16 protein-coding genes and 15 tRNA genes are annotated in these 19,697 nt (G+C 40.0%); 2 read left to right on the top strand and 29 right to left on the bottom strand.

Features of this window, described 5'->3' with window-relative positions; genetic code table 11:
* Nucleotide 1 precedes the first annotated feature (1 nt).
* From rlmH to leuS, 5 genes are all read right to left on the bottom strand, one after another.
* A complete protein-coding gene (gene rlmH, locus AC2IP4_RS09860) occupies nucleotides 2-472 on the bottom strand; it encodes a 23S rRNA (pseudouridine(1915)-N(3))-methyltransferase RlmH (protein WP_375321990.1) in 471 nt (156 codons plus the stop codon).
* Between the two features lie 4 nt (nucleotides 473-476).
* Nucleotides 477-746 (bottom strand): ribosome silencing factor, encoded by a 270-nt coding sequence (gene rsfS, locus AC2IP4_RS09855; RefSeq protein ID WP_375322772.1) that lies wholly within the window; start codon nucleotides 744-746, stop codon nucleotides 477-479.
* A gap of 100 nt (nucleotides 747-846) precedes the next feature.
* A complete protein-coding gene (gene holA, locus AC2IP4_RS09850; protein ID WP_486310220.1) occupies nucleotides 847-1,881 on the bottom strand; it encodes a DNA polymerase III subunit delta in 1,035 nt (344 codons plus the stop codon).
* Nucleotides 1,882-1,883: 2 nt separating this feature from the next.
* Nucleotides 1,884-2,441 (bottom strand): LPS-assembly lipoprotein LptE, encoded by a 558-nt coding sequence (locus AC2IP4_RS09845; protein WP_486310754.1) that lies wholly within the window; start codon nucleotides 2,439-2,441, stop codon nucleotides 1,884-1,886.
* Between the two features lie 246 nt (nucleotides 2,442-2,687).
* Entirely contained in the window at nucleotides 2,688-5,264 is a 2,577-nt protein-coding gene (gene leuS / locus AC2IP4_RS09840; protein WP_486310219.1) for a leucine--tRNA ligase, read from the bottom strand.
* Between the two features lie 167 nt (nucleotides 5,265-5,431).
* Here leuS and AC2IP4_RS09835 point away from each other — a divergent pair, with 167 nt between their 5' ends.
* Complete coding sequence (locus AC2IP4_RS09835; RefSeq protein WP_486307088.1) at nucleotides 5,432-5,914, top strand: zinc ribbon-containing protein; 483 nt, start codon at nucleotides 5,432-5,434, stop codon at nucleotides 5,912-5,914.
* A gap of 64 nt (nucleotides 5,915-5,978) precedes the next feature.
* Here the strand turns inward: AC2IP4_RS09835 and lnt are convergent, their stop codons facing one another.
* The 5 genes from lnt to miaB all read right to left on the bottom strand — a co-directional run bounded on the left by lnt (nucleotide 5,979) and on the right by miaB (nucleotide 11,656).
* Nucleotides 5,979-7,484: an apolipoprotein N-acyltransferase gene (gene lnt / locus AC2IP4_RS09830; RefSeq protein WP_486310218.1), complete on the bottom strand. Its 1,506-nt coding sequence runs from the start codon at nucleotides 7,482-7,484 to the stop codon at nucleotides 5,979-5,981.
* Between the two features lie 110 nt (nucleotides 7,485-7,594).
* Nucleotides 7,595-8,470, bottom strand: a complete 876-nt coding sequence (corC, locus tag AC2IP4_RS09825; protein WP_060993520.1) for a CNNM family magnesium/cobalt transport protein CorC — start codon at nucleotides 8,468-8,470, stop codon at nucleotides 7,595-7,597.
* 69 nt (nucleotides 8,471-8,539) lie between these two features.
* On the bottom strand, nucleotides 8,540-9,001 hold the full coding sequence (gene ybeY / locus AC2IP4_RS09820; protein ID WP_375321996.1) for an rRNA maturation RNase YbeY: 462 nt from the start codon (nucleotides 8,999-9,001) through the stop codon (nucleotides 8,540-8,542).
* 21 nt (nucleotides 9,002-9,022) lie between these two features.
* The gene (locus AC2IP4_RS09815; protein ID WP_375321997.1) at nucleotides 9,023-10,087 is read right to left on the bottom strand and encodes a PhoH family protein; all 1,065 of its coding nucleotides are present in this window, start codon (nucleotides 10,085-10,087) and stop codon (nucleotides 9,023-9,025) included.
* A 144-nt stretch (nucleotides 10,088-10,231) separates the two neighbouring features.
* Nucleotides 10,232-11,656 (bottom strand): tRNA (N6-isopentenyl adenosine(37)-C2)-methylthiotransferase MiaB, encoded by a 1,425-nt coding sequence (gene miaB / locus AC2IP4_RS09810; RefSeq protein ID WP_486310217.1) that lies wholly within the window; start codon nucleotides 11,654-11,656, stop codon nucleotides 10,232-10,234.
* Nucleotides 11,657-11,886: 230 nt separating this feature from the next.
* On the opposite strand from miaB, the gene AC2IP4_RS09805 reads away from it, so the two are divergent.
* Complete coding sequence (locus tag AC2IP4_RS09805) at nucleotides 11,887-13,041, top strand: 2-octaprenyl-3-methyl-6-methoxy-1,4-benzoquinol hydroxylase (RefSeq protein WP_486310753.1); 1,155 nt, start codon at nucleotides 11,887-11,889, stop codon at nucleotides 13,039-13,041.
* Between the two features lie 328 nt (nucleotides 13,042-13,369).
* Here the strand turns inward: AC2IP4_RS09805 and AC2IP4_RS09800 are convergent.
* From AC2IP4_RS09800 to ispE, 19 genes are all read right to left on the bottom strand, one after another.
* Nucleotides 13,370-13,444: transfer RNA gene (locus AC2IP4_RS09800), tRNA-Gln, on the bottom strand.
* A gap of 50 nt (nucleotides 13,445-13,494) precedes the next feature.
* Nucleotides 13,495-13,579, bottom strand: a tRNA-Leu gene (locus AC2IP4_RS09795).
* Between the two features lie 115 nt (nucleotides 13,580-13,694).
* Nucleotides 13,695-13,769 (bottom strand) — tRNA-Gln (locus tag AC2IP4_RS09790).
* A 50-nt stretch (nucleotides 13,770-13,819) separates the two neighbouring features.
* Nucleotides 13,820-13,904, bottom strand: a tRNA-Leu gene (locus AC2IP4_RS09785).
* A 99-nt stretch (nucleotides 13,905-14,003) separates the two neighbouring features.
* Nucleotides 14,004-14,080 (bottom strand) — tRNA-Met (locus AC2IP4_RS09780).
* Between the two features lie 33 nt (nucleotides 14,081-14,113).
* Nucleotides 14,114-14,198 (bottom strand) — tRNA-Leu (locus tag AC2IP4_RS09775).
* A gap of 77 nt (nucleotides 14,199-14,275) precedes the next feature.
* Nucleotides 14,276-14,352, bottom strand: a tRNA-Met gene (locus tag AC2IP4_RS09770).
* A 32-nt stretch (nucleotides 14,353-14,384) separates the two neighbouring features.
* Nucleotides 14,385-14,469, bottom strand: a tRNA-Leu gene (locus AC2IP4_RS09765).
* A 113-nt stretch (nucleotides 14,470-14,582) separates the two neighbouring features.
* Nucleotides 14,583-14,657: transfer RNA gene (locus tag AC2IP4_RS09760), tRNA-Gln, on the bottom strand.
* A 50-nt stretch (nucleotides 14,658-14,707) separates the two neighbouring features.
* Nucleotides 14,708-14,792 (bottom strand) — tRNA-Leu (locus AC2IP4_RS09755).
* A 113-nt stretch (nucleotides 14,793-14,905) separates the two neighbouring features.
* Nucleotides 14,906-14,980: transfer RNA gene (locus AC2IP4_RS09750), tRNA-Gln, on the bottom strand.
* 50 nt (nucleotides 14,981-15,030) lie between these two features.
* A tRNA-Leu gene (locus tag AC2IP4_RS09745) sits at nucleotides 15,031-15,115 on the bottom strand.
* 115 nt (nucleotides 15,116-15,230) lie between these two features.
* A tRNA-Gln gene (locus AC2IP4_RS09740) sits at nucleotides 15,231-15,305 on the bottom strand.
* A 50-nt stretch (nucleotides 15,306-15,355) separates the two neighbouring features.
* Nucleotides 15,356-15,440 (bottom strand) — tRNA-Leu (locus AC2IP4_RS09735).
* A gap of 99 nt (nucleotides 15,441-15,539) precedes the next feature.
* Nucleotides 15,540-15,616: transfer RNA gene (locus tag AC2IP4_RS09730), tRNA-Met, on the bottom strand.
* Nucleotides 15,617-15,923: 307 nt separating this feature from the next.
* Nucleotides 15,924-17,015 carry a redox-regulated ATPase YchF gene (gene ychF, locus AC2IP4_RS09725; RefSeq protein ID WP_105054248.1) on the bottom strand — a complete coding sequence of 364 codons (1,092 nt, stop codon included), beginning with the start codon at nucleotides 17,013-17,015 and terminating at the stop codon, nucleotides 15,924-15,926.
* Nucleotides 17,016-17,066: 51 nt separating this feature from the next.
* Nucleotides 17,067-17,657 carry an aminoacyl-tRNA hydrolase gene (gene pth / locus AC2IP4_RS09720; RefSeq protein ID WP_060990391.1) on the bottom strand — a complete coding sequence of 197 codons (591 nt, stop codon included), beginning with the start codon at nucleotides 17,655-17,657 and terminating at the stop codon, nucleotides 17,067-17,069.
* 179 nt (nucleotides 17,658-17,836) lie between these two features.
* Nucleotides 17,837-18,784 carry a ribose-phosphate pyrophosphokinase gene (locus tag AC2IP4_RS09715; RefSeq protein ID WP_105055548.1) on the bottom strand — a complete coding sequence of 316 codons (948 nt, stop codon included), beginning with the start codon at nucleotides 18,782-18,784 and terminating at the stop codon, nucleotides 17,837-17,839.
* A 38-nt stretch (nucleotides 18,785-18,822) separates the two neighbouring features.
* Nucleotides 18,823-19,689: a 4-(cytidine 5'-diphospho)-2-C-methyl-D-erythritol kinase gene (ispE, locus tag AC2IP4_RS09710; RefSeq protein ID WP_375322775.1), complete on the bottom strand. Its 867-nt coding sequence runs from the start codon at nucleotides 19,687-19,689 to the stop codon at nucleotides 18,823-18,825.
* Between the last annotated feature and the right edge of the window lie 8 nt (nucleotides 19,690-19,697).

The following is a 19,697-nucleotide window of genomic DNA, read 5'->3' as shown; positions in this document are numbered from 1 at the left end:
TCTATTCTCTATGGTAAGGGTGATTGGCTGTAATGCTCCATGCTCGATATAGGCTTTCAGCCATAACAACACGAACAAGAGGGTGAGGCAGTGTTAAAGGAGATAGGGACCAACTTTGTTCAGCTGCAGCCTTACATGCTGGAGATAATCCTTCAGGGCCACCAATCAATATAGACACGTCACGGGCATCCAGTTTCCATACTTCTAACTGTTCAGCAAGTTGTTCAGTATCCCAACGTTTACCTGGAATATCTAAAGTGACGATACGATTTCCTTTTGGGACAGCAGCAAGCATCGCTTCCCCTTCTTTTTGAAGAATGCGTGCGATATCAGCATTTTTTCCACGCTTACCAGCAGTGATTTCTATAAGTTCAAGAGGTATGTCTTTTGGGAATCGACGACTATATTCTTTATAGCCTTCTTCAACCCATTTTGGCATTTTAGTACCAACAGCAATTAATTGAAGTTTCAAAGAATTAGCTCCATAATTTTTCTAGTTGATATAGCTCGCGATGTTCTTCTTGTAAGATATGAATCATGACGTCACCCATATCAACAACAACCCATTCACCTTCAGCTTCGCCGTCAACACCGTATGGCATTAAACCTACTTCTCTTACTTTATCTGAAACATTAGAAGCAATGGAGCTTACATGACGTTTTGATGTACCAGTACATACAATCATAAAGTCTGTAATGCTTGATTTATCACGAACATCAAGAGTTATTATGTTTTCAGCTTTCATATCATCAACGTGGTTGAACAGAAAATCATGCAGTTCTTTATCTTGCAAAGTAATCACCTAGAGATGGGTTATTTATAAGGAGTATATCAGTGAAACTCGATTAATGAGATAAGTTGGGTGTCACCGAAATGTGAGTATTACACATATCTAATGTCAATTGGCTAAGTTGTGGCCAACAATTAGTATCAAAATCTGTTTTGGTGGCAATTTCCATTCTCGCTAATGAGCGAATTAAATGTTGTATTTGTACCATTGATAAACGCTGTAATGCAGATTGATACAAAGCTCGACGATTTTGCCATACTTTATGACGGTCAAAGACTATAAACATAGCCTCACCTTGAGTGATAGCTTGTTGAAAGTTCTGTAATAAAAAGAGTTCTTTTTGTAATGTTCTTAAAAGAATTACCATTTCAGTACCTTCGCTTTCTAATTGACGTAGGATCCTTTGTGCTCGTTTTGCTTGACCTAACAAAAGAGTGTCAACCAACTGAAAAGGTGTGAAATGATTATTTCTATTTAGTGCTTCTTCAATGCGAATTAAAGTAAGCAAGCCATCTGGATATAGAAGCGCTAATTTATCTAAGCTTTGGGCAAGAGCAAGTAAATTGCCTTCGTGCCATTGTGCAAGCATTTGTATTGCTTCTGTATCAGGCTGTAATTTTAGTTTTTTACAACGCTGTTGAATAAAGCGGGGAAGCTGTTGGTTATCGGGTGTATTGCAAGGAACAAATAACCCAAGTTGTACTAGTGCTTTAAACCATTGAGTGTTTTCTTGTGCTTTATTTACTCTTGGCCCTTGGAATATTAATAAAATATCGTCGTGTAGCATTGGTACCAGTTCTTTTATTTTACTGGTATGTGCAGCTGTTAACCCCGTATCAGGAATGCTTAACTCTATGACTTGTCGAGATGAAAATAAGCTTAAGGCTTGAGTGCAATCGAAAATGACATTCCAATCGAGTTTTTTATCCAATATAAATTGATGCTTTTCTTCAAAGCCATGCTGTTGACTGCATTGACGAATTTGATCAAGACATTCTTGCTTTAGAAGTGGCTCATTACCAAATAACAGATAGCACTGACGTAAACCACGCTCAAGGTTTTGTATTAATTGTTCAGGAAATACTCTCATCGTTATTGAGCGTTTTCTGCTGATGAATTCATTGTTTTTATTACTTCTTGTGTCGAAATTTTGGTTTCGCTCTCATCGTTATTAGTAATCGTATCAGTTGTTTCGACTGGTTGATCATCTGCTTTTAATCGAGCCATTTGGCGTAAGATTTGCTCTGCTGCTTGAGTGCGCATTTCATCTTCAATCATGTCTCGTTCAACCGATTTTGCTAGCGCGGTTAATGGGTTATCAAGATAGTTTCGGTTTACTGTTGTCGTATATGTTTTAAGATCATGATTTGGAATCAATACACTGTATTGTACTGTGTAAGTGAGTTCTTTTTCTGCCGCGCGGCTATTTTGATAAAGAGAAAGCGTTCTTTCGCCGATACTCTCACTGATCAAGTTCAAGCTAGGTGTCACCGTAGTTGGAGCAACTTGACTGATCCCATTCATTCTAAGTTGCTTCTGTACGTTACGAGTTAAATTACTGTATTGGTCAAAACTGGTTAGTGAGATTTCATGTAACTCTTCAGGAAGAAGGTAATTTCCACGTAAATGGAAACCACACGCAGAGATCATGAGTGATAGGGTTAATACGATTGTTGTACGAAGAGAAAATAGAGATAAATGTCGTTTCACCGAGTAACTCCCTCAAATGGTGATTAAAATGCTTATTTAATTATTCTATAGGTAATGCTGTATAACGCATAAGATAAAACAATTAAATAAGCATAAGCAGATGATCCGCTTATGCTTTAAATAGAAAAGTAATAAGAAAAAAGGTTCAAATTACTTTTTAACAAATCATATGGAGTTAACTAATAATTAGTTAGCAACAATGTTTAGTAGTTTACCAGGTACATAGATTACTTTACGAATCGTTAAACCATCTAGGAACTTGATTGCGTTTTCATCTTTTAGACCAAGCTCTTTAACTTGCTCTTCAGTTGCATCTGCAGCAACGATCAGTTTTGCACGTAACTTACCGTTGATCATAACAACGATAGTTTTTTCATCTTCAACAAGTGCTTTTTCGTCAAATGTTGGCCATGCTGCTGTATCGATGTTCGATTCACCTAATGCGTCCCACATTGCAAAGCTTGCGTGTGGAGTCATAGGGTAAAGCATAACAATAACTGCTTTTAATGCTTCGTCAAGAAGGGCACGGTCTTGTGCTGATTCTTGAGGTGCTTTATTTAGTTTGTTCATCAATTCCATGATTGCAGCAATCGCAGTGTTGAATGTTTGGCGACGACCAATATCATCACTTACTTTTGCAATGGTTTTGTGAACATCACGGCGTAGTGCTTTTTGGTCACCAGAAAGAGCGGTAACATCTAACGCTTCAGTTGCGCCTTTTGTTGTGTGTTCGTGAACTAATTTCCATACACGTTTTAGGAAGCGGCTTGCCCCTTCAACACCTGATTCTTGCCATTCAAGTGTCATATCAGCAGGCGCTGCAAACATCATGAATAGACGCACTGTATCAGCACCAAATTTATCAACCATCTCTTGAGGGTCAATACCGTTGTTTTTAGACTTAGACATTTTGATCATGCCTGAGTGGTCAACGTTACGGCCTTGGTTGTCGATTGCTTTCTCGATACGACCTTTTGCGTCACGCTCAATCGTTACATCTGTTGGTGCGATCCACTCTTTTGTGCCTTTTTCATTAGTGTGGCTAAATGCATCTGCAAGTACCATACCTTGACATAAAAGTTGTTTGAATGGTTCGTCTGAGTTTACATAGCCCGCATCACGTAGAAGTTTGTGGAAGAAGCGAGAGTAAAGAAGGTGCATACATGCATGTTCAATACCACCAACGTACTGGTCTACTGGTAACCAGTAGTTTGCTTTTTCTGGGTCTAGAATATCGTCAGCTTGTGGTGAACAGTAACGTGCATAGTACCAAGATGATTCCATGAAGGTATCAAAGGTATCTGTTTCACGAAGTGCTGGCTCGCCATTGAATGTGGTTTTCGCCCATTCTTTATCGGCTTTGATAGGGCTAGTTACGCCATCCATTACTACATCTTCAGGAAGAATAACTGGTAATTGATCTGCAGGCACTGGGTGAACTTCACCATCTTCAGTTGTTACCATTGGGATTGGAGCACCCCAGTAACGTTGACGAGAAACGCCCCAGTCACGTAGACGGAAGTTTACTGTTTTCTTGCCTTTGCCTTCAGCTTCTAGTTTCGCAGCGATTGCATCAAATGCTTCTTGGAAAGCAAGGCCGTCGAATTCACCAGAATCAAACAGAACGCCTTTTTCAGTGTAAGCGGCTTCAGATACGTCTACATCAGAACCATCTTCAGGTTTGATCACTGGGATGATGTCTAAGTTGTATTTAGTTGCAAATTCATAGTCACGTTGATCGTGAGCAGGAACCGCCATTACTGCACCTGTGCCGTAATCCATTAATACGAAGTTTGCGACAAAAATAGGCACTTCACGACCGTTAAGGGGGTGGATAGCACGTAGGCCAGTATCCATACCTTTCTTTTCCATCGTTGCTAATTCTGCTTCAGCAACTTTAGTATTGCGACACTCTTCTGTGAATGCGAATAGCTCAGGGTTTGTTGTCGCTGCTTTTTCTGCAAGAGGGTGACCAGCTGCGATACCAACATAAGTAACACCCATTAGCGTATCTGGACGTGTGGTATATACTTCTAAAGGAGCTTCTTCGCCATTAACAGCAAAAGATAGCTCTACGCCTTCAGAACGACCGATCCAGTTGCGTTGCATGGTTTTAACCATTTCAGGCCAACCATCAAGGTTATCTAGATCATCAAGAAGCTCTTGTGCGTATTCAGTAATTTTAATAAACCACTGTGGAATTTTCTTTTGTTCAACAGGGGTATCACAACGCCAACAACAACCGTCTTCAACTTGTTCGTTTGCAAGAACCGTTTGGTCATTTGGACACCAGTTCACAGAAGAGGTTTTCTTGTAAACTAAGCCTTTGTTGTACAGTTTAGTGAAGAATTCTTGTTCCCAACGGTAGTACTCAGGCGTACAGGTTGCGAACTCACGATTCCAATCGTAACCAAAGCCTAATAGTTTAAGTTGGTTTTTCATGTATTCGATGTTTTCGTAAGTCCAAGGTGCTGGTGCTGTTTTATTTTTAACAGCCGCATTCTCAGCAGGAAGACCAAACGCATCCCAACCGATAGGTTGCATTACATTTTTGCCTTGTAGACGCTGATAGCGAGAAACCACGTCACCAATGGTGTAGTTACGAACGTGACCCATGTGTAGACGACCACTTGGGTATGGGAACATTGAGAGGCAATAGAATTTTTCTTTGCTTGCGTCTTCAGTTACAACAAATGTTTTGTTGTCGTCCCAATGTTTCTGGATCTTTTGTTCAAGATCCTGTGGATTATATTGTTCTTGCATCGATTTACCCAGTTATGTCAGTGGATCACAAAATTTGTGAGATCGGTTTGATCAGATAATACTTGATCAGCATAGAATAACTAATGGAGCGCTTATACTCAAGCGACCTGATAACCTTTAACTCACTCTTCGCTATAATAAATCTAGCGAATTCTTGGAGGTGACTTATGTCTAAGCAAAAAACAGGTTATAACGCTGTCTTTGAGCGTGTGATGAACGTATTGGAAAGAAGTCCTGAAGAATTTCAGCATTGGGCTAAATCATCAGAAGAAGTCCTTGAAGCGGCCTCTGATATGACGAAAGACGAATTGGAATTAATATCGAGTTATGTAAGAAGAGATATTAAGGAGTTTGCACAAAGCTACGAGGAGAGCAAAACAACGTTCCCTGATTCTCCTTTCTATCGGTTAATTGTAGATTCAGTTTGGCATGGGTTACTTGAAATAACCGACAAAACACAAGTGGAATGGAAGGAGGTGTTTGATGATTTAGAGCACCAAGGTGTTTATCAAGCAGGTGAAGTTGTCGGTTTAGGTATTTTAGTGTGTGAAAAATGTGGTCACCGTGAGCAATTTAATCATGCTCAAATTATTCAACCATGTACACATTGTGAAAATGAAGCGTTTATGCGTGTGTCATTGAAACCATAGTTCTCCACTATTTGAAAGAGAGAAGGTCTGTATCTCAAGATGATATACAGACCCTTTAGTGTGATTATTGACGCTTACGCCAAGCAATAACCAACGATAGCATGACGAGTAGATACAGGGGCCATGTTCCCCAATAGCGATAAGGGGTCGTCCCTGTTGTCGGGACCACTTCACCACGTAATACTGCCGTTGTAAACTGTGGAATTTGCTTGGTAATATTACCTCTATGGTCGGTAATGGCGGTTACACCATTATTGGTTGAGCGAATAACTGGTTTTCCTATCTCTAAAGCTCGCATTTGAGCCATTTCCATGTGTTGTAATGGACCAATAGAAGTACCAAACCAAGCATCATTAGACAGTGTTAAAATATAATCAGTCTGTGGTGTGATGTTTTCTCTCACTTGCTCACCATAAACGATTTCGTAGCATAATGCAGGAGCTAAATGGGTGCCGCTAGCTTCCATATTTGGTTGAATATAATCACCACGACTAAATGATGACATTGGTAGATTAAATATTGGCGCTAATGGTCTAAGTAATGCTTCGAATGGTACAAATTCACCAAAAGGAAGTAAGTGATGCTTACTGTATCTTGGTTGGTCGAGGTAGTTGTAACCACCAGTTCCGTTTACGCCTAGAGAAATAATATTGTTATAGAAATTTCCTGTCGGGCTTTCGCCTACAATTCCAGTAATGACTGTACTGTTGTTCATTGTAGCTGCACTATCAAGATTACGTAGAAAGCTCGGTATTTCCATTTCTAAAGCTGGTATTGCCGCTTCAGGCCAAATAATTAAATCAGCATCCCAATTTTGACGAGTTAAATCCATGTACTTCATGATGGTCGGCCAGCGTTCGCTAGGTAACCATTTCAAGGCTTGATTAATATTCCCTTGAATTAAGGCAACTTTAGTGACTTTTTCTGGTTGCGGAGTTACCCAATCAAAAGGCTTTATCGCAAAAGAAGTAACCACTAAAATTGCGGGAATAAGTAAAAGCCACCATTTTTTTTCTAATAAAGAATAGGTGATAGCGCCAACAGAGATAATGATAATGGCGGTTATTCCTTCAACACCAAAGATAGGACCCCATGCGGATAATGGGCTGTCTATTTGACTATAACCGAGCCACAGCCACGGAAAACCAGTAAAGACCCAACCACGAAGCCAATCAGTGATCAACCAGAGTGCAGGTAAAGCAAGTAAGTATTTACTTAATGATGAGTGTGAAAATAATCGGGTTGCTAGAAAAGTAAATAGCATCGGATAAAGAGCAAGATAACTGATAAGACCAATCATTAAGAAAAGCCCAGCAGCCATTGGCATGCCGCCAAAGTTATCAATACTTATATGAACCCAACTGATCCCACAACCAAAATAGCCTAAGCCCCAAAAGAATCCGAGCCAAGTTGCTCGCTTGGTTGTTTGTTGGTGCAATAACAACAATAGGCAAAGTGGGGAAATAAAAGCAAAAGGCCATAAAGAATAGGGAGCAAAAGCCAGAGTGGCACTTGCACCAGAGAGAATGGCAATAAGAAGGCGAATAAGGTAATGGTTCGAAAATGGCATGAAAGGTCTCAAACAAATAATGAAAGAACAGTTAGGTAATATCAGTTGTTGTAATTAGTCTTCAAAAGTCTGATAAAGTTCAGCCGCTTATTGCTAAGCGGCTGAGGATATTACTCTTCTTCGTGTTTCTTTTCCGATTCTTTTTCTGGAATCGTCACTTGAAGTTGTATGATGCGACGGTTATCGGCAGCGGTTACTTTAAAAGTAAAGCCTGATATTTCGATAGTTTCGCCACTTTCAGGTAAATGCCCAAAACTGGTTAATACTAAACCGCCAACGGTATCAATCTCTTCGTCACTGAAGTGTGTTGAAAAAGCGTCATTAAAGTCATCGATTTCAGTTAAGGCTTTCACAGCAAAAGTGTGTTTGCTTAACTGACGGATGTCTTTTTCTTCTTCGTCATCAAACTCATCTTCAATATCCCCAACAATTTCTTCAAGGATATCTTCAATGGTAACTAAACCAGAAACTCCACCAAACTCATCGACTACGATGGCCATGTGGTAACGCTCTTCTCTAAACTCTTTTAAAAGTTTATCAACACGTTTGCTTTCTGGTACTACAACAGCAGGTCGAATAACTTGTTCGATCTCAAAGGCTTCACAATCTGAGCCTAAGTATCTTAGTAAGTCCTTCGCAAGGAGTATTCCTTCAACATGGTCTTTATCCTCACTGATCACAGGGTAGCGTGAGTGTGACGCTTCTATGATTGTTGCTATCAGTGATTCTAGATCTTGTGTTTTCTCTACAGTGACCATCTGAGAGCGCGGTAACATGATGTCTCGAACTCTCATTTCAGATATTTCCATTACACCTTCGAGCATGTCTCGGGTGTCGTGGTCAATAACTTCATTTTCCTCAGAGTCTCTAAATACATCTACCAGTTCTTGGCGATCTTTAGGTTCCCCTTGAAATAGTTGGGAAAGGCGTCCTAAGAAGGACTTTCTACTCGGACCTTCTGTATTCTGTGAATTTTCGTCGTTCATGGCTTCTTTAAAAGTAGTTGCTATCAATGTGGATAGCTCACATAAGTAACTATTGGATTATTCCAACAATTATTTCTCAGCAAGATACGGGTCTTCAAATCCCATTTCTTGCATTAATTCTGTTTCGAGTGATTCCATCTCTTCAGCTTCTTCATCCTCGATATGGTCATAACCTAGCAGATGAAGACTACCATGTACAACCATATGCGCCCAATGTGCTAATAAAGGCTTTTTTTGCTCAACAGCTTCTTTTTCAACAACTTGACGACAGATGATTAAATCACCTAATAAATTGAGTTCAATTTCAGGTGGTGCTTCAAATGGAAAAGACAATACATTGGTTGGTTTGTCCATACCGCGGTATTGATGGTTTAACTCATGACTTTCTTTTTCATCTACAATTCGGATTGTTAGCTCTGCTTGTGGTTGAAATTGAGGAAGCACTGCATTTAGCCAAGACATAATGTCTTTTTCAGAAGGCAGGTCTTTTTCATTTTCACATGCAATTTGTAGATCGAGTTCAATGCTCATGATTCACCTAAATTTATCGTACTAGTTATGTTCAGAGTCGATTAAACGTGCTTCACGTTCCTGCTTTCGACGCTGCTCCTCTAGTTTACGCTCTTTTTGATCATTTGCTTCCCATTTTTCATAGGCATTTACAATACGGGCGACAACCGGGTGGCGGACAACGTCATCGGCAATAAAGAAATTGAAGCTAATTTCATCAACTTCAGATAATACTTCAATAGCATGGCGTAAACCTGATTTAGCTCCGCGAGGTAAATCTATTTGAGTTACGTCGCCAGTAATTACTGCTCGGGAATTAAAACCAATACGAGTTAAGAACATTTTCATTTGTTCTACGGTTGTATTTTGGCTCTCATCTAAAATAATAAAGGCATCATTTAATGTGCGGCCACGCATGTACGCCAGTGGTGCTACTTCAATAACATTACGTTCGATGAGTTTTTCAACGCGCTCAAATCCAAGCATTTCAAAAAGAGCATCGTAAAGAGGGCGAAGATAAGGGTCGACCTTTTGACTTAAATCACCAGGTAAGAAGCCCAGTTTTTCACCTGCCTCTACCGCTGGTCGAGTTAAAAGAATACGACGAACTTCTTGGCGCTCTAATGCATCAACTGCAGCAGCAACGGCAAGGTATGTTTTACCGGTGCCGGCAGGACCAATACCAAACGTAATATCATGAGTTACCATATTGGTAACATATTGTGCTTGGTTTTCTGTTCGTGGCTTTATCAGGCCTTTTTTGGTCTTAATAAAAATTTCTTTGCCATAAGGAATGGTAGAAACGTCTTCTTTTTCTAGTATGCCTGATTCTTTTACTGCCAAGTGAATTTGTTCAGGTTCAATATCAGGATATTGATTTTTAACTGGCGCAGTATCTACATATAGATCTTTTAAAATATCAACCGTAGCAGAAACAGTATGAGGTTTACCTACGACAGTAAAAAGATTGCCACGATAGTTTACTTCTACTCCTAAGCGACGCTCAAGGTGCTTTATGTTGTCATCAAATGGACCACAAAGGCTGGATAGGCGTTGATTGTCTGCTGGCTCTAAGGTCAACTCTAATTTGGTTGTTTTAATGCTCAATGTCGCCTCACATATTAGTAACTATGGGATATATCTATTATTTATTGGGTAAAGAGTAAACTTTCTCAAGACCAAATAAGAAAAAAGATGATCAAGAAACCTCAATCATCTTTTTTTGTCTTGGTTTTTACTGATAATGTCACATTATGGTGTAAAAGTTCCAACACCTAAGTCGTCTTCACGACGTGTTTTTTCCATCATTTCTGAAGGAGAAACTGCAACACGCAAACCCATGTCTTTTTCTGTACGAACTAACTCACCACGTAGTGAATTAGTGAATGATTCAGTAATATGAATATCAACAAACTGGCCGATTAACTCAGGACTACCGATGAAGTTAACAACACGGTTATTTTCAGTACGAGCACGTAACTCCATTGGGTTACGTTTTGACGGACCTTCTACAAGTGCACGTTGTACAGTGTCTAGCATTAGACGAGAGTAACGCGACGATTGGAAGTTAATTTGTTGTTGTAGCTCAGCTAAACGATCTTTCTTTGTTTGCTCAGGAATATCGCATGGATAATCAGCTGCAGGAGTCCCAGGACGAGCAGAGAAAACAAAGCTGTAGCTCATATCGAAATCAACGTCTTTAATTAGCTTCATTGTGTCTTGGAAGTCTTTATCTGTTTCGCCAGGGAAAGCGACGATAAAGTCAGAGCTGATTAAGATATCTGGACGAGCTTTACGTAATTTACGAATAATCGATTTGTATTCAATTGCAGTATGCGGACGTTTCATCATCGTTAGGATGCGATCAGAACCACTTTGAACAGGTAAGTGTAAGAAGCTTACTAGTTCAGGTGTATCTTCATAAACCGCAACAATGTCGTCACCAAACTCTAATGGGTGGCTTGTTGTAAAGCGCAAGCGGTCGATACCATCAATAGAGGCAACCATGCGAAGTAATTCAGCAAAAGTACAAATGTCACCATCATAGGTAGGACCGCGGTAAGCATTTACGTTTTGACCTAGTAGGTTTACTTCACGTACACCTTGACCTGCCAGCTGTGCAATTTCGAACAATACATCATCTAATGGACGGCTAACTTCTTCACCACGAGTATAAGGAACTACGCAATAAGTGCAGTATTTTGAACAACCTTCCATGATAGAAACGAACGCAGATACGCCATCGGCTTTTGGCTCAGGAAGGTTATCGAATTTTTCTATCTCAGGGAATGAAATATCCATTACTGGTTTTTCATTTGATTGAGATTGTTTGATCATTTCAGGCAAACGGTGAAGCGTTTGAGGCCCAAAAATAACATCTACATAAGGAGCTCGTTGACGAATATGATCGCCTTCTTGTGTAGCAACACAACCGCCAACACCAATAACTAAGTCTGGTTTTTTATCTTTTAAATGTTTCCAGCGGCCCAGTTGGTGAAACACTTTTTCTTGTGCTTTTTCACGAATTGAACAGGTATTTAATAACAGAACATCCGCTTCTTTTGGATCTTCAGTTAATTCATAACCATTTGCGGCACCTAAAAGATCGGCCATTTTAGATGAATCGTATTCGTTCATCTGGCAGCCCCAGGTTTTGATTAGCAGTTTCTTAGTCATGTAACTTTTTCACTCGTATTTTATTACTAGAATTCGGTACAGTTTTGAGAGACAAGCTCAATCAAAACGGATAGGGCGCGTATTGTACTGCTTTCCACGCTTAATGACTAGATGTAGACGTCCTTGAATATTTTAAGGGTATTAGGGCATGACTTATCTGAATGATTTAGATTAAGAGTGAATCACGGTAGAATGAAGGAAATTATTGACTCATATAAGGTCTATGGATGATGAAAGAATATGATTACGCTATCGTTGGTGGTGGAATGGTGGGAGCCGCTACCGCTATTGGTTTATCGAAATTAGGGTATCAAGTTGCTGTAATTGAATATAAAACCCCCAATTCTTTTGATGCTAGCCAAGTAATGGATATTCGTGTTTCTGCTATTTCTCAGTCTTCTGTTGATCTGATTGAAGCTTTGGGGGCTTGGCAATCAATTAAAGGAATGCGAGTTTGTCCTTATAAGCGTCTTGAAACATGGGAGCACCCCGAATGTCGTACTCGTTTTCATTCCGATGCATTAAATATGGTTCAACTTGGTTTTATTGTTGAAAATCGTCTTATTCAATTAGGTTTATGGCAGGTGTTTTCTACTTTTGAAAATCTGACGATTATTACTCCTGCAAAAATCGCTGATCTTGAGTTTTTTACTGACCACAATGTACTGACATTAGAAAGTGGCGATAAAATTAAAGCAAAATGGGTTATTGGTGCTGATGGCGCGAATTCTTATGTCCGTCAGAAAGCAAAAATAGGTATCACTGCTTGGGATTATCGTCAGCACTGCATGTTAATTAATATAGAAACAGAAAAAAATCAACAAGATATAACTTGGCAGTGGTTTACTCCTTCTGGTCCTCGCTCATTCCTTCCCCTACATGGAAATAAAGGCTCTTTAGTTTGGTATGACTCCCCTCAGCGTATTAAACAGCTTTCTTCTATGAGTTCAATTCAATTAGAAAAAGAAATTAAAGCCTATTTCCCACAGGAATTGGGAGAATTTACTGTAGAGCAGCATGGTTCTTTTCCTTTAACGCGTCGACATGCTCAAAAATATGTCGCTCAGCGTTGTGTTTTATTAGGGGATGCAGCTCATACTATTAATCCTTTAGCAGGACAGGGGGTGAATTTGGGCTTTAAAGATGTAAAGGTGCTATTGGAAGAAATTGAATCCAAAGGCGCAGAGACAGATAGGGCGTTACGTATTTATGAATCAAGACGAAAAATAGATAATTTAGCGATGCAATCAAGTATGGATTTGTTTTATACGTTATTCAGTAACTCTTTACCGCCAGTTAAATTTTTACGTAATGTAGGTTTGAAATTAGCTGACTCTTCAGGGGCGTTAAAAACGCAAGCGTTGAAGTATGCATTAGGTTTATAGAAATATTAAATCATATCAGGGACTAGAGCTTAGGGACGAGTAAAAACGAATCTGTACAAAGTAGGGTGATCATTTGGTCACCCTTTTTTTATTTGTAGAATCACTATTTTTTGAAAAGTGTGGCCTTGTTCCAGCGCTATTTATAAACATTTACTTACTTACTTACTTACTTACTTACTTACTTACTTACTTACTTACTTACTTACTTACTTACTTACTTACTTACTGTTATTGGTACAAAAGAACATAGATATAGGAGAAGAGGTAGTGAAAGGAATAGTACAGACGAAAAAAAAGCCCATCAAATTAATGATGAGCTTTCTTAAAGTGGTTGGGATACCTGGATTCGAACCAGGGAATGCCGGCATCAAAAGCCGGTGCCTTACCGCTTGGCGATATCCCAACAGAGAAGATTAAATTGGTGATTAAACCAAGATAATACATCTTTAAATATGGTGCGGACGGAGAGACTTGAACTCTCACACCTTGCGGCGCCAGAACCTAAATCTGGTGCGTCTACCAATTCCGCCACGTCCGCGTTCTTCTAATTGTTAATTAAAACAAAGAGTAGAAATTTTTATAGTTAGAAGACGAATTGGAGAGTCTCTCTAACGTTGTCATAATTAATCAGGTTGCATCAATTATGTAAATAGTGGTTGGGATACCTGGATTTGAACCAGGGAATGCCGGCATCAAAAGCCGGTGCCTTACCGCTTGGCGATATCCCAACAGAGAAGATTACGCTAGTAATTAAACTAAGATAATACATCTTTAAATATGGTGCGGACGGAGAGACTTGAACTCTCACACCTTGCGGCGCCAGAACCTAAATCTGGTGCGTCTACCAATTCCGCCACGTCCGCGTTCTACTGTTTGATTATTAAGGACATTCGTTACTTAATCTACAAAGAGTAGTTATTCTATATTTTAATCGACGATTGGTGAATCAATTAAAAGTTGTATGGTGGCTACTACGGGATTTGAACCTGTGACCCCATCATTATGAGTGATGTGCTCTAACCAGCTGAGCTAAGTAGCCAATGATTGTTTTTAATAAAGCAATCAAAAAATATGGTGCGGACGGAGAGACTTGAACTCTCACACCTTGCGGCGCCAGAACCTAAATCTGGTGCGTCTACCAATTCCGCCACGTCCGCGTTCTATAGTTTGCCTAAGCAAAGAATAGATATTTTTGTATTTTAATCGACGATTGGTGAATCAATTAAAAGTTGTATGGTGGCTACTACGGGATTTGAACCTGTGACCCCATCATTATGAGTGATGTGCTCTAACCAGCTGAGCTAAGTAGCCAATGATTGTTTTTAATAAAGCAATCAAAAATATGGTGCGGACGGAGAGACTTGAACTCTCACACCTTGCGGCGCCAGAACCTAAATCTGGTGCGTCTACCAATTCCGCCACGTCCGCGTTCTTCTAATTGTTATAAAACAAAGAGTAGAAGTTTTTATAGTTAGAAGACGAATTGGAGAGTCTCTCTAACGTTGTCATAATTAATCAGGTTGCATCAATTATGTAAATAGTGGTTGGGATACCTGGATTTGAACCAGGGAATGCCGGCATCAAAAGCCGGTGCCTTACCGCTTGGCGATATCCCAACAGAGAAGATTACGCTAGTAATTAAACTAAGATAATACATCTTTAAATATGGTGCGGACGGAGAGACTTGAACTCTCACACCTTGCGGCGCCAGAACCTAAATCTGGTGCGTCTACCAATTCCGCCACGTCCGCGTTCTTCTAATTGTTATAAAACAAAGAGTAGAAGTTTTTATAGTTAGAAGACGAATTGGAGAGTCTCTCTAACGTTGTCATAATTAATCAGGTTGCATCAATTATGTAAATAGTGGTTGGGATACCTGGATTTGAACCAGGGAATGCCGGCATCAAAAGCCGGTGCCTTACCGCTTGGCGATATCCCAACAGAGAAGATTACGCTAGTAATTAAACTAAGATAATACATCTTTAAATATGGTGCGGACGGAGAGACTTGAACTCTCACACCTTGCGGCGCCAGAACCTAAATCTGGTGCGTCTACCAATTCCGCCACGTCCGCGTTCTTCTAGTTGTTAATTAAAACAAAGAGTCGAAATTTTTGTAGTTATAAGACGAATTGGAGAGTCTTTCTAACGTTGTCATAATTAATCAGGTTGCATCAATTATGTAAATAGTGGTTGGGATACCTGGATTTGAACCAGGGAATGCCGGCATCAAAAGCCGGTGCCTTACCGCTTGGCGATATCCCAACAGAGAAGATTAAATTGGTGATTAAACCAAGATAATGCATCTTTAAATATGGTGCGGACGGAGAGACTTGAACTCTCACACCTTGCGGCGCCAGAACCTAAATCTGGTGCGTCTACCAATTCCGCCACGTCCGCGTTCTACTGTTTGATTATTAAGAACATTCGTTACTTAATCTACAAAGAGTAGTTATTCTATATTTTAATCGACGATTGGTAAATCAATTAAAAATTGTATGGTGGCTACTACGGGATTTGAACCTGTGACCCCATCATTATGAGTGATGTGCTCTAACCAGCTGAGCTAAGTAGCCAAGTTGCTTCTTACTTTCTAACTCGTCTCTCTTTCGCCTTAGCGGTGAGGACGGAGCGCATTATGCTTTTCTGAGCCCTATGCGTCAACACTTTTTTGAAAAAAATATGAATTCTTTGTTTGTTCGAACGGATTTTAATCAAAGCGTACTTTTTATATGCAAATTAGAGTGAATCAAGGAAAAAGAATAAGAATAAGAGTCGAAAACAGGATGTAGCAGTTAGGCAGATATGGAGAGGGAATGTGTTTTAACTGATTGAAATGTAGGCAAGTAATAAAAAGGCCAGCAAATATGCTGGCCTTTTTTATTATACGTTGAAGCGGAAATGTACTACATCACCATCTTTAACGATGTAATCTTTTCCTTCAAGGCGCCATTTACCTGCTTCTTTAGCACCACTTTCTCCGTTAAATTCGATAAAGTTGTCGTAACCAACAACTTCTGCACGGATAAAGCCTTTTTCGAAGTCAGTATGGATCTTACCAGCAGCCTGTGGTGCAGTTGCTCCTACTGGGATAGTCCAAGCACGAACTTCTTTTACACCCGCAGTAAAATACGTTTGTAGAGTTAGTAGTTCGTAACCTGAGCGGATCACTCGATTTAGACCTGGTTCTTCGATACCCATGTCAGCAAGGAATTCTTCACGATCTTCATCATCAAGTTCAGAAAGCTCAGATTCGATAGCAGCACATACAGGAACAACAACGTTGTTTTCTTTTTCTGCGTATTCACGAACCATGTCTAAGAATGGGTTGTTCTCAAAACCTTCTTCACTAACGTTGGCAATATACATTGTTGGTTTTAGTGTTAAGAAGTTAAGGTAAGAAACTGCCGCAATTTCTTCTTTTGCTAGTTCAACAGTACGAGCCATTCCACCTTCTGTAAATACAGGAAGCAGTTTCTCAAGAACTGAGATTTCAAACTTAGCGTCTTTATCGCCACCTTTTGCCTTCTTCGTTTGACGGAAGATAGCACGTTCACAAGAATCTAGATCCGCAAGAGCAAGCTCAAGGTTGATGATTTCGATATCTTCAATCGGTGAGATTTTACCAGCAACGTGAATGATGTTTTCATTTTCAAAACAACGAACAACATGGCCGATAGCGTCTGTTTCACGGATATTAGCAAGGAACTTGTTACCTAGACCTTCACCTTTAGATGCGCCAGCTACAAGACCTGCAATATCAACAAATTCCATAGTAGTTGGAAGAATGCGTTCTGGATTTACGATTTTAGCTAATGCGTCTAAACGTAGATCAGGAACTGGAACCACACCTGTGTTTGGTTCAATAGTACAGAAAGGGAAGTTTGCCGCTTCGATTCCTGCTTTAGTTAGTGCGTTAAACAGTGTTGATTTACCAACGTTTGGAAGACCAACGATTCCGCATTTAAAACCCATGATGTAAACCTTATCTTTAGTTATACCAAGCTAAATAAAAACAGATTGGTATTATTCAGCTTTGAATGTATGTAAACGATTTTGTGCTTTACTTAATCCGTCTTTAAGCAAGATATCTAGACAGCGTGTAGATTCATCTACAGCAGCATCGATTAACTCTTGCTCTTTGGTAGGCGCTTTTCCTAAAACAAAACCGGCAACTTTGTCTTTATGGCCAGGATGACCAATACCAATACGAAGTCGATAAAACTCTTTCGTATTCGCTAATTTGCTAATAGTGTCACGTAAGCCATTATGACCGCCGTGCCCACCACCTTTTTTGAATTTGGCAACACCAGGAGGAAGATCTAGTTCATCGTGAGCGACTAAGATCTCTTCTGGCTTTATTTGGTAAAACTTAGCGACAGCAGCAATTGCTTTACCTGATAAATTCATAAATGTTGTTGGGATCAATAAACGAAGATCTTGACCATTCGTTTGAATTCGACCAGTTAACCCGAAGAATTTCGTTTCTTCTCGCAGGGATACGTTATGTACACGAGCGAGTTCTTCAACAACCCACGCGCCTGCGTTATGGCGAGTTCTTTTATATTCAAGACCAGGGTTTGCTAGTCCAACAAGAAGTTTGATTTGATTGCTCAAAGACTTATCTCTCTATTTGGATACTAATATCATTAATACACTTATCTAGAGCGTAATCGAACTAAAGACAATTAATGGTATTAGTATGTCCCATTAAAAAGGCGCGCCATATTAACACAAGAATTCCAAATACAAAAACGCCCCGCATAAGCAGGGCGTTTGAATAGATTTTTGTTTGATTAGTGATCAAACATTGCAGAGATAGACTCTTCATTGCTAATGCGACGAATCGCCTCAGCTAGCATGCGAGAAAGGCTAAGTTCAGTTACTTTGCCTGTTGCTGCCATTTCTTTAGATAGAGTAATCGAGTCAGTAACCACGACTTGGTCTAATACTGAGTTGGCAATGTTTTCTGCTGCAGAACCAGAGAATACAGCGTGAGTTGCGTAAGCAAATACACGTTTAGCGCCGCGTTCTTTAAGAGCTTCAGCTGCTTTACATAATGTACCGCCCGTATCAATCATGTCATCAACGATAACACAATCGCGACCGTCAACATCACCGATAAGGTTCATTACTTCAGAAACGTTAGCGCGTGGACGACGCTTATCAACGATAGCGATGTCTACATCACCTAGTGCTTTAGCTGTTGCACGAGCACGAACAACACCACCTAAGTCAGGAGAAACTACAACAGGATTTTCTAGACCACGAGTACGCATATCATCAAGCAGCACAGGAGTACCGAAGATGTTATCTACGGGTACGTCGAAGAAACCTTGAATTTGTTCTGCGTGTAGGTCGATAGTTAAAACGCGGTCAACACCAACGTTTGAAAGCATATCAGCAATTACTTTAGCAGTGATAGGCACACGAGCAGAACGTACACGACGATCTTGACGAGCGTAACCAAAGTATGGGATTACCGCAGTGATACGGCCAGCAGAAGCACGACGAAGTGCATCGATCATTACTACTAATTCCATGATATTGTCATTAGTAGGAGCACATGTAGATTGAATGATGAAAACATCACTACCACGTACATTCTCGTTAATTTGAACAGCTACTTCGCCGTCAGAAAAACGATCGACAGTAGCGTCACCAAGTGAAATGTATAGTCGATCAGCGATACGTTGCGCTAGTTCAGGAGTTGCATTACCAGCAAATAGCTTCATGTCAGGCACGGTGGAAACCTCAGGGTTGCGTCCAAATTGTGAGAATTTTATATTTTGCATAATGATTTATACTCTTCCAGTTGGTGGTTGAGTGGCGAAGTATTCATACCTCGGGCGATAAATCCTGTAGCATTATCAGAGATTAAGGAGTAGACGTACTTAGCTTCTTTTTCACTGTTAAATTCAGCAAAAACACAAGCACCTGTTCCAGTTAATCTTGATGGCGCATATTCTAACAGCCATGAAAGTTGGTAATCAACCTCTGGATACACACTTCTGACAATTTTTTCGCAATCGTTTTCGTACGGAGCGTCTAAAAGTACGTTAAGTGGCTGTTTTGGCGTATTTCTAATCAACTCTGGGTGAGTGAATACATCAACAGTAGAAATGCTCACTTCTGGTTTGATCAGTAGATACCATAATTCTTTAGGAGTAGCTGGTTGTAGTTTTTCACCAATCCCCTCGGCAAAGGCAGCAAAGCCATGGACAAAAATTGGCACATCTGCACCAAGTTTTACCCCTAAATCAGCTAATATCTCATTACTTAAATTAAGACCCCAAAGAAAATTGAGGGCAACTAATACGGTTGCTGCATTTGATGAACCACCACCAATACCACCACCCATAGGTAATATTTTGTCTATTTCAATATGCGCACCAAAAGAGCTTTGAGTGTGCTGTTGAAGTAGTGTTGCAGCTTTCCATATTAAGTTGTCTTCTGTTTTAACTCCCGGAATATCAGGAGAAAGGGTAATTTTATTTGATTGATTTGCAGTGATGGTGAGGTAGTCGCATAGGTCTATGAATTGAAATAAGGTTTGCAACTCATGGTAACCATTAGCTTGTTGTCCATTGATATAAAGAAATAAGTTTAATTTGGCTGGGGAGGGCCACCGCGTAGTTGTTGTAATCATTGAGTAAC

The sequence above is a fragment of the Aliivibrio thorii genome (genome assembly GCF_057368585.1).
The sequence above is the reverse complement of the archived record's forward strand: the minus strand, read 5'-3'. Positions and strand labels throughout refer to the sequence as shown.

Coding starts and splice junctions, on each gene's coding strand:
- holA (WP_486310220.1), bottom strand. CDS start 1,881: ATGAGAGTATTTCCTGAACAATTAATACAAAACCTTGAGCGTGGTTTA.
- ychF (WP_105054248.1), bottom strand. CDS start 17,015: ATGGGTTTTAAATGCGGAATCGTTGGTCTTCCAAACGTTGGTAAATCA.
- AC2IP4_RS09805 (WP_486310753.1), top strand. CDS start 11,887: ATGAAAGAATATGATTACGCTATCGTTGGTGGTGGAATGGTGGGAGCC.
- ispE (WP_375322775.1), bottom strand. CDS start 19,689: ATGATTACAACAACTACGCGGTGGCCCTCCCCAGCCAAATTAAACTTA.
- leuS (WP_486310219.1), bottom strand. CDS start 5,264: ATGCAAGAACAATATAATCCACAGGATCTTGAACAAAAGATCCAGAAA.
- lnt (WP_486310218.1), bottom strand. CDS start 7,484: ATGCCATTTTCGAACCATTACCTTATTCGCCTTCTTATTGCCATTCTC.
- rsfS (WP_375322772.1), bottom strand. CDS start 746: ATGAAAGCTGAAAACATAATAACTCTTGATGTTCGTGATAAATCAAGC.
- AC2IP4_RS09845 (WP_486310754.1), bottom strand. CDS start 2,441: ATGATCTCTGCGTGTGGTTTCCATTTACGTGGAAATTACCTTCTTCCT.
- corC (WP_060993520.1), bottom strand. CDS start 8,470: ATGAACGACGAAAATTCACAGAATACAGAAGGTCCGAGTAGAAAGTCC.
- miaB (WP_486310217.1), bottom strand. CDS start 11,656: ATGACTAAGAAACTGCTAATCAAAACCTGGGGCTGCCAGATGAACGAA.
- AC2IP4_RS09835 (WP_486307088.1), top strand. CDS start 5,432: ATGTCTAAGCAAAAAACAGGTTATAACGCTGTCTTTGAGCGTGTGATG.
- ybeY (WP_375321996.1), bottom strand. CDS start 9,001: ATGAGCATTGAACTCGATCTACAAATTGCATGTGAAAATGAAAAAGAC.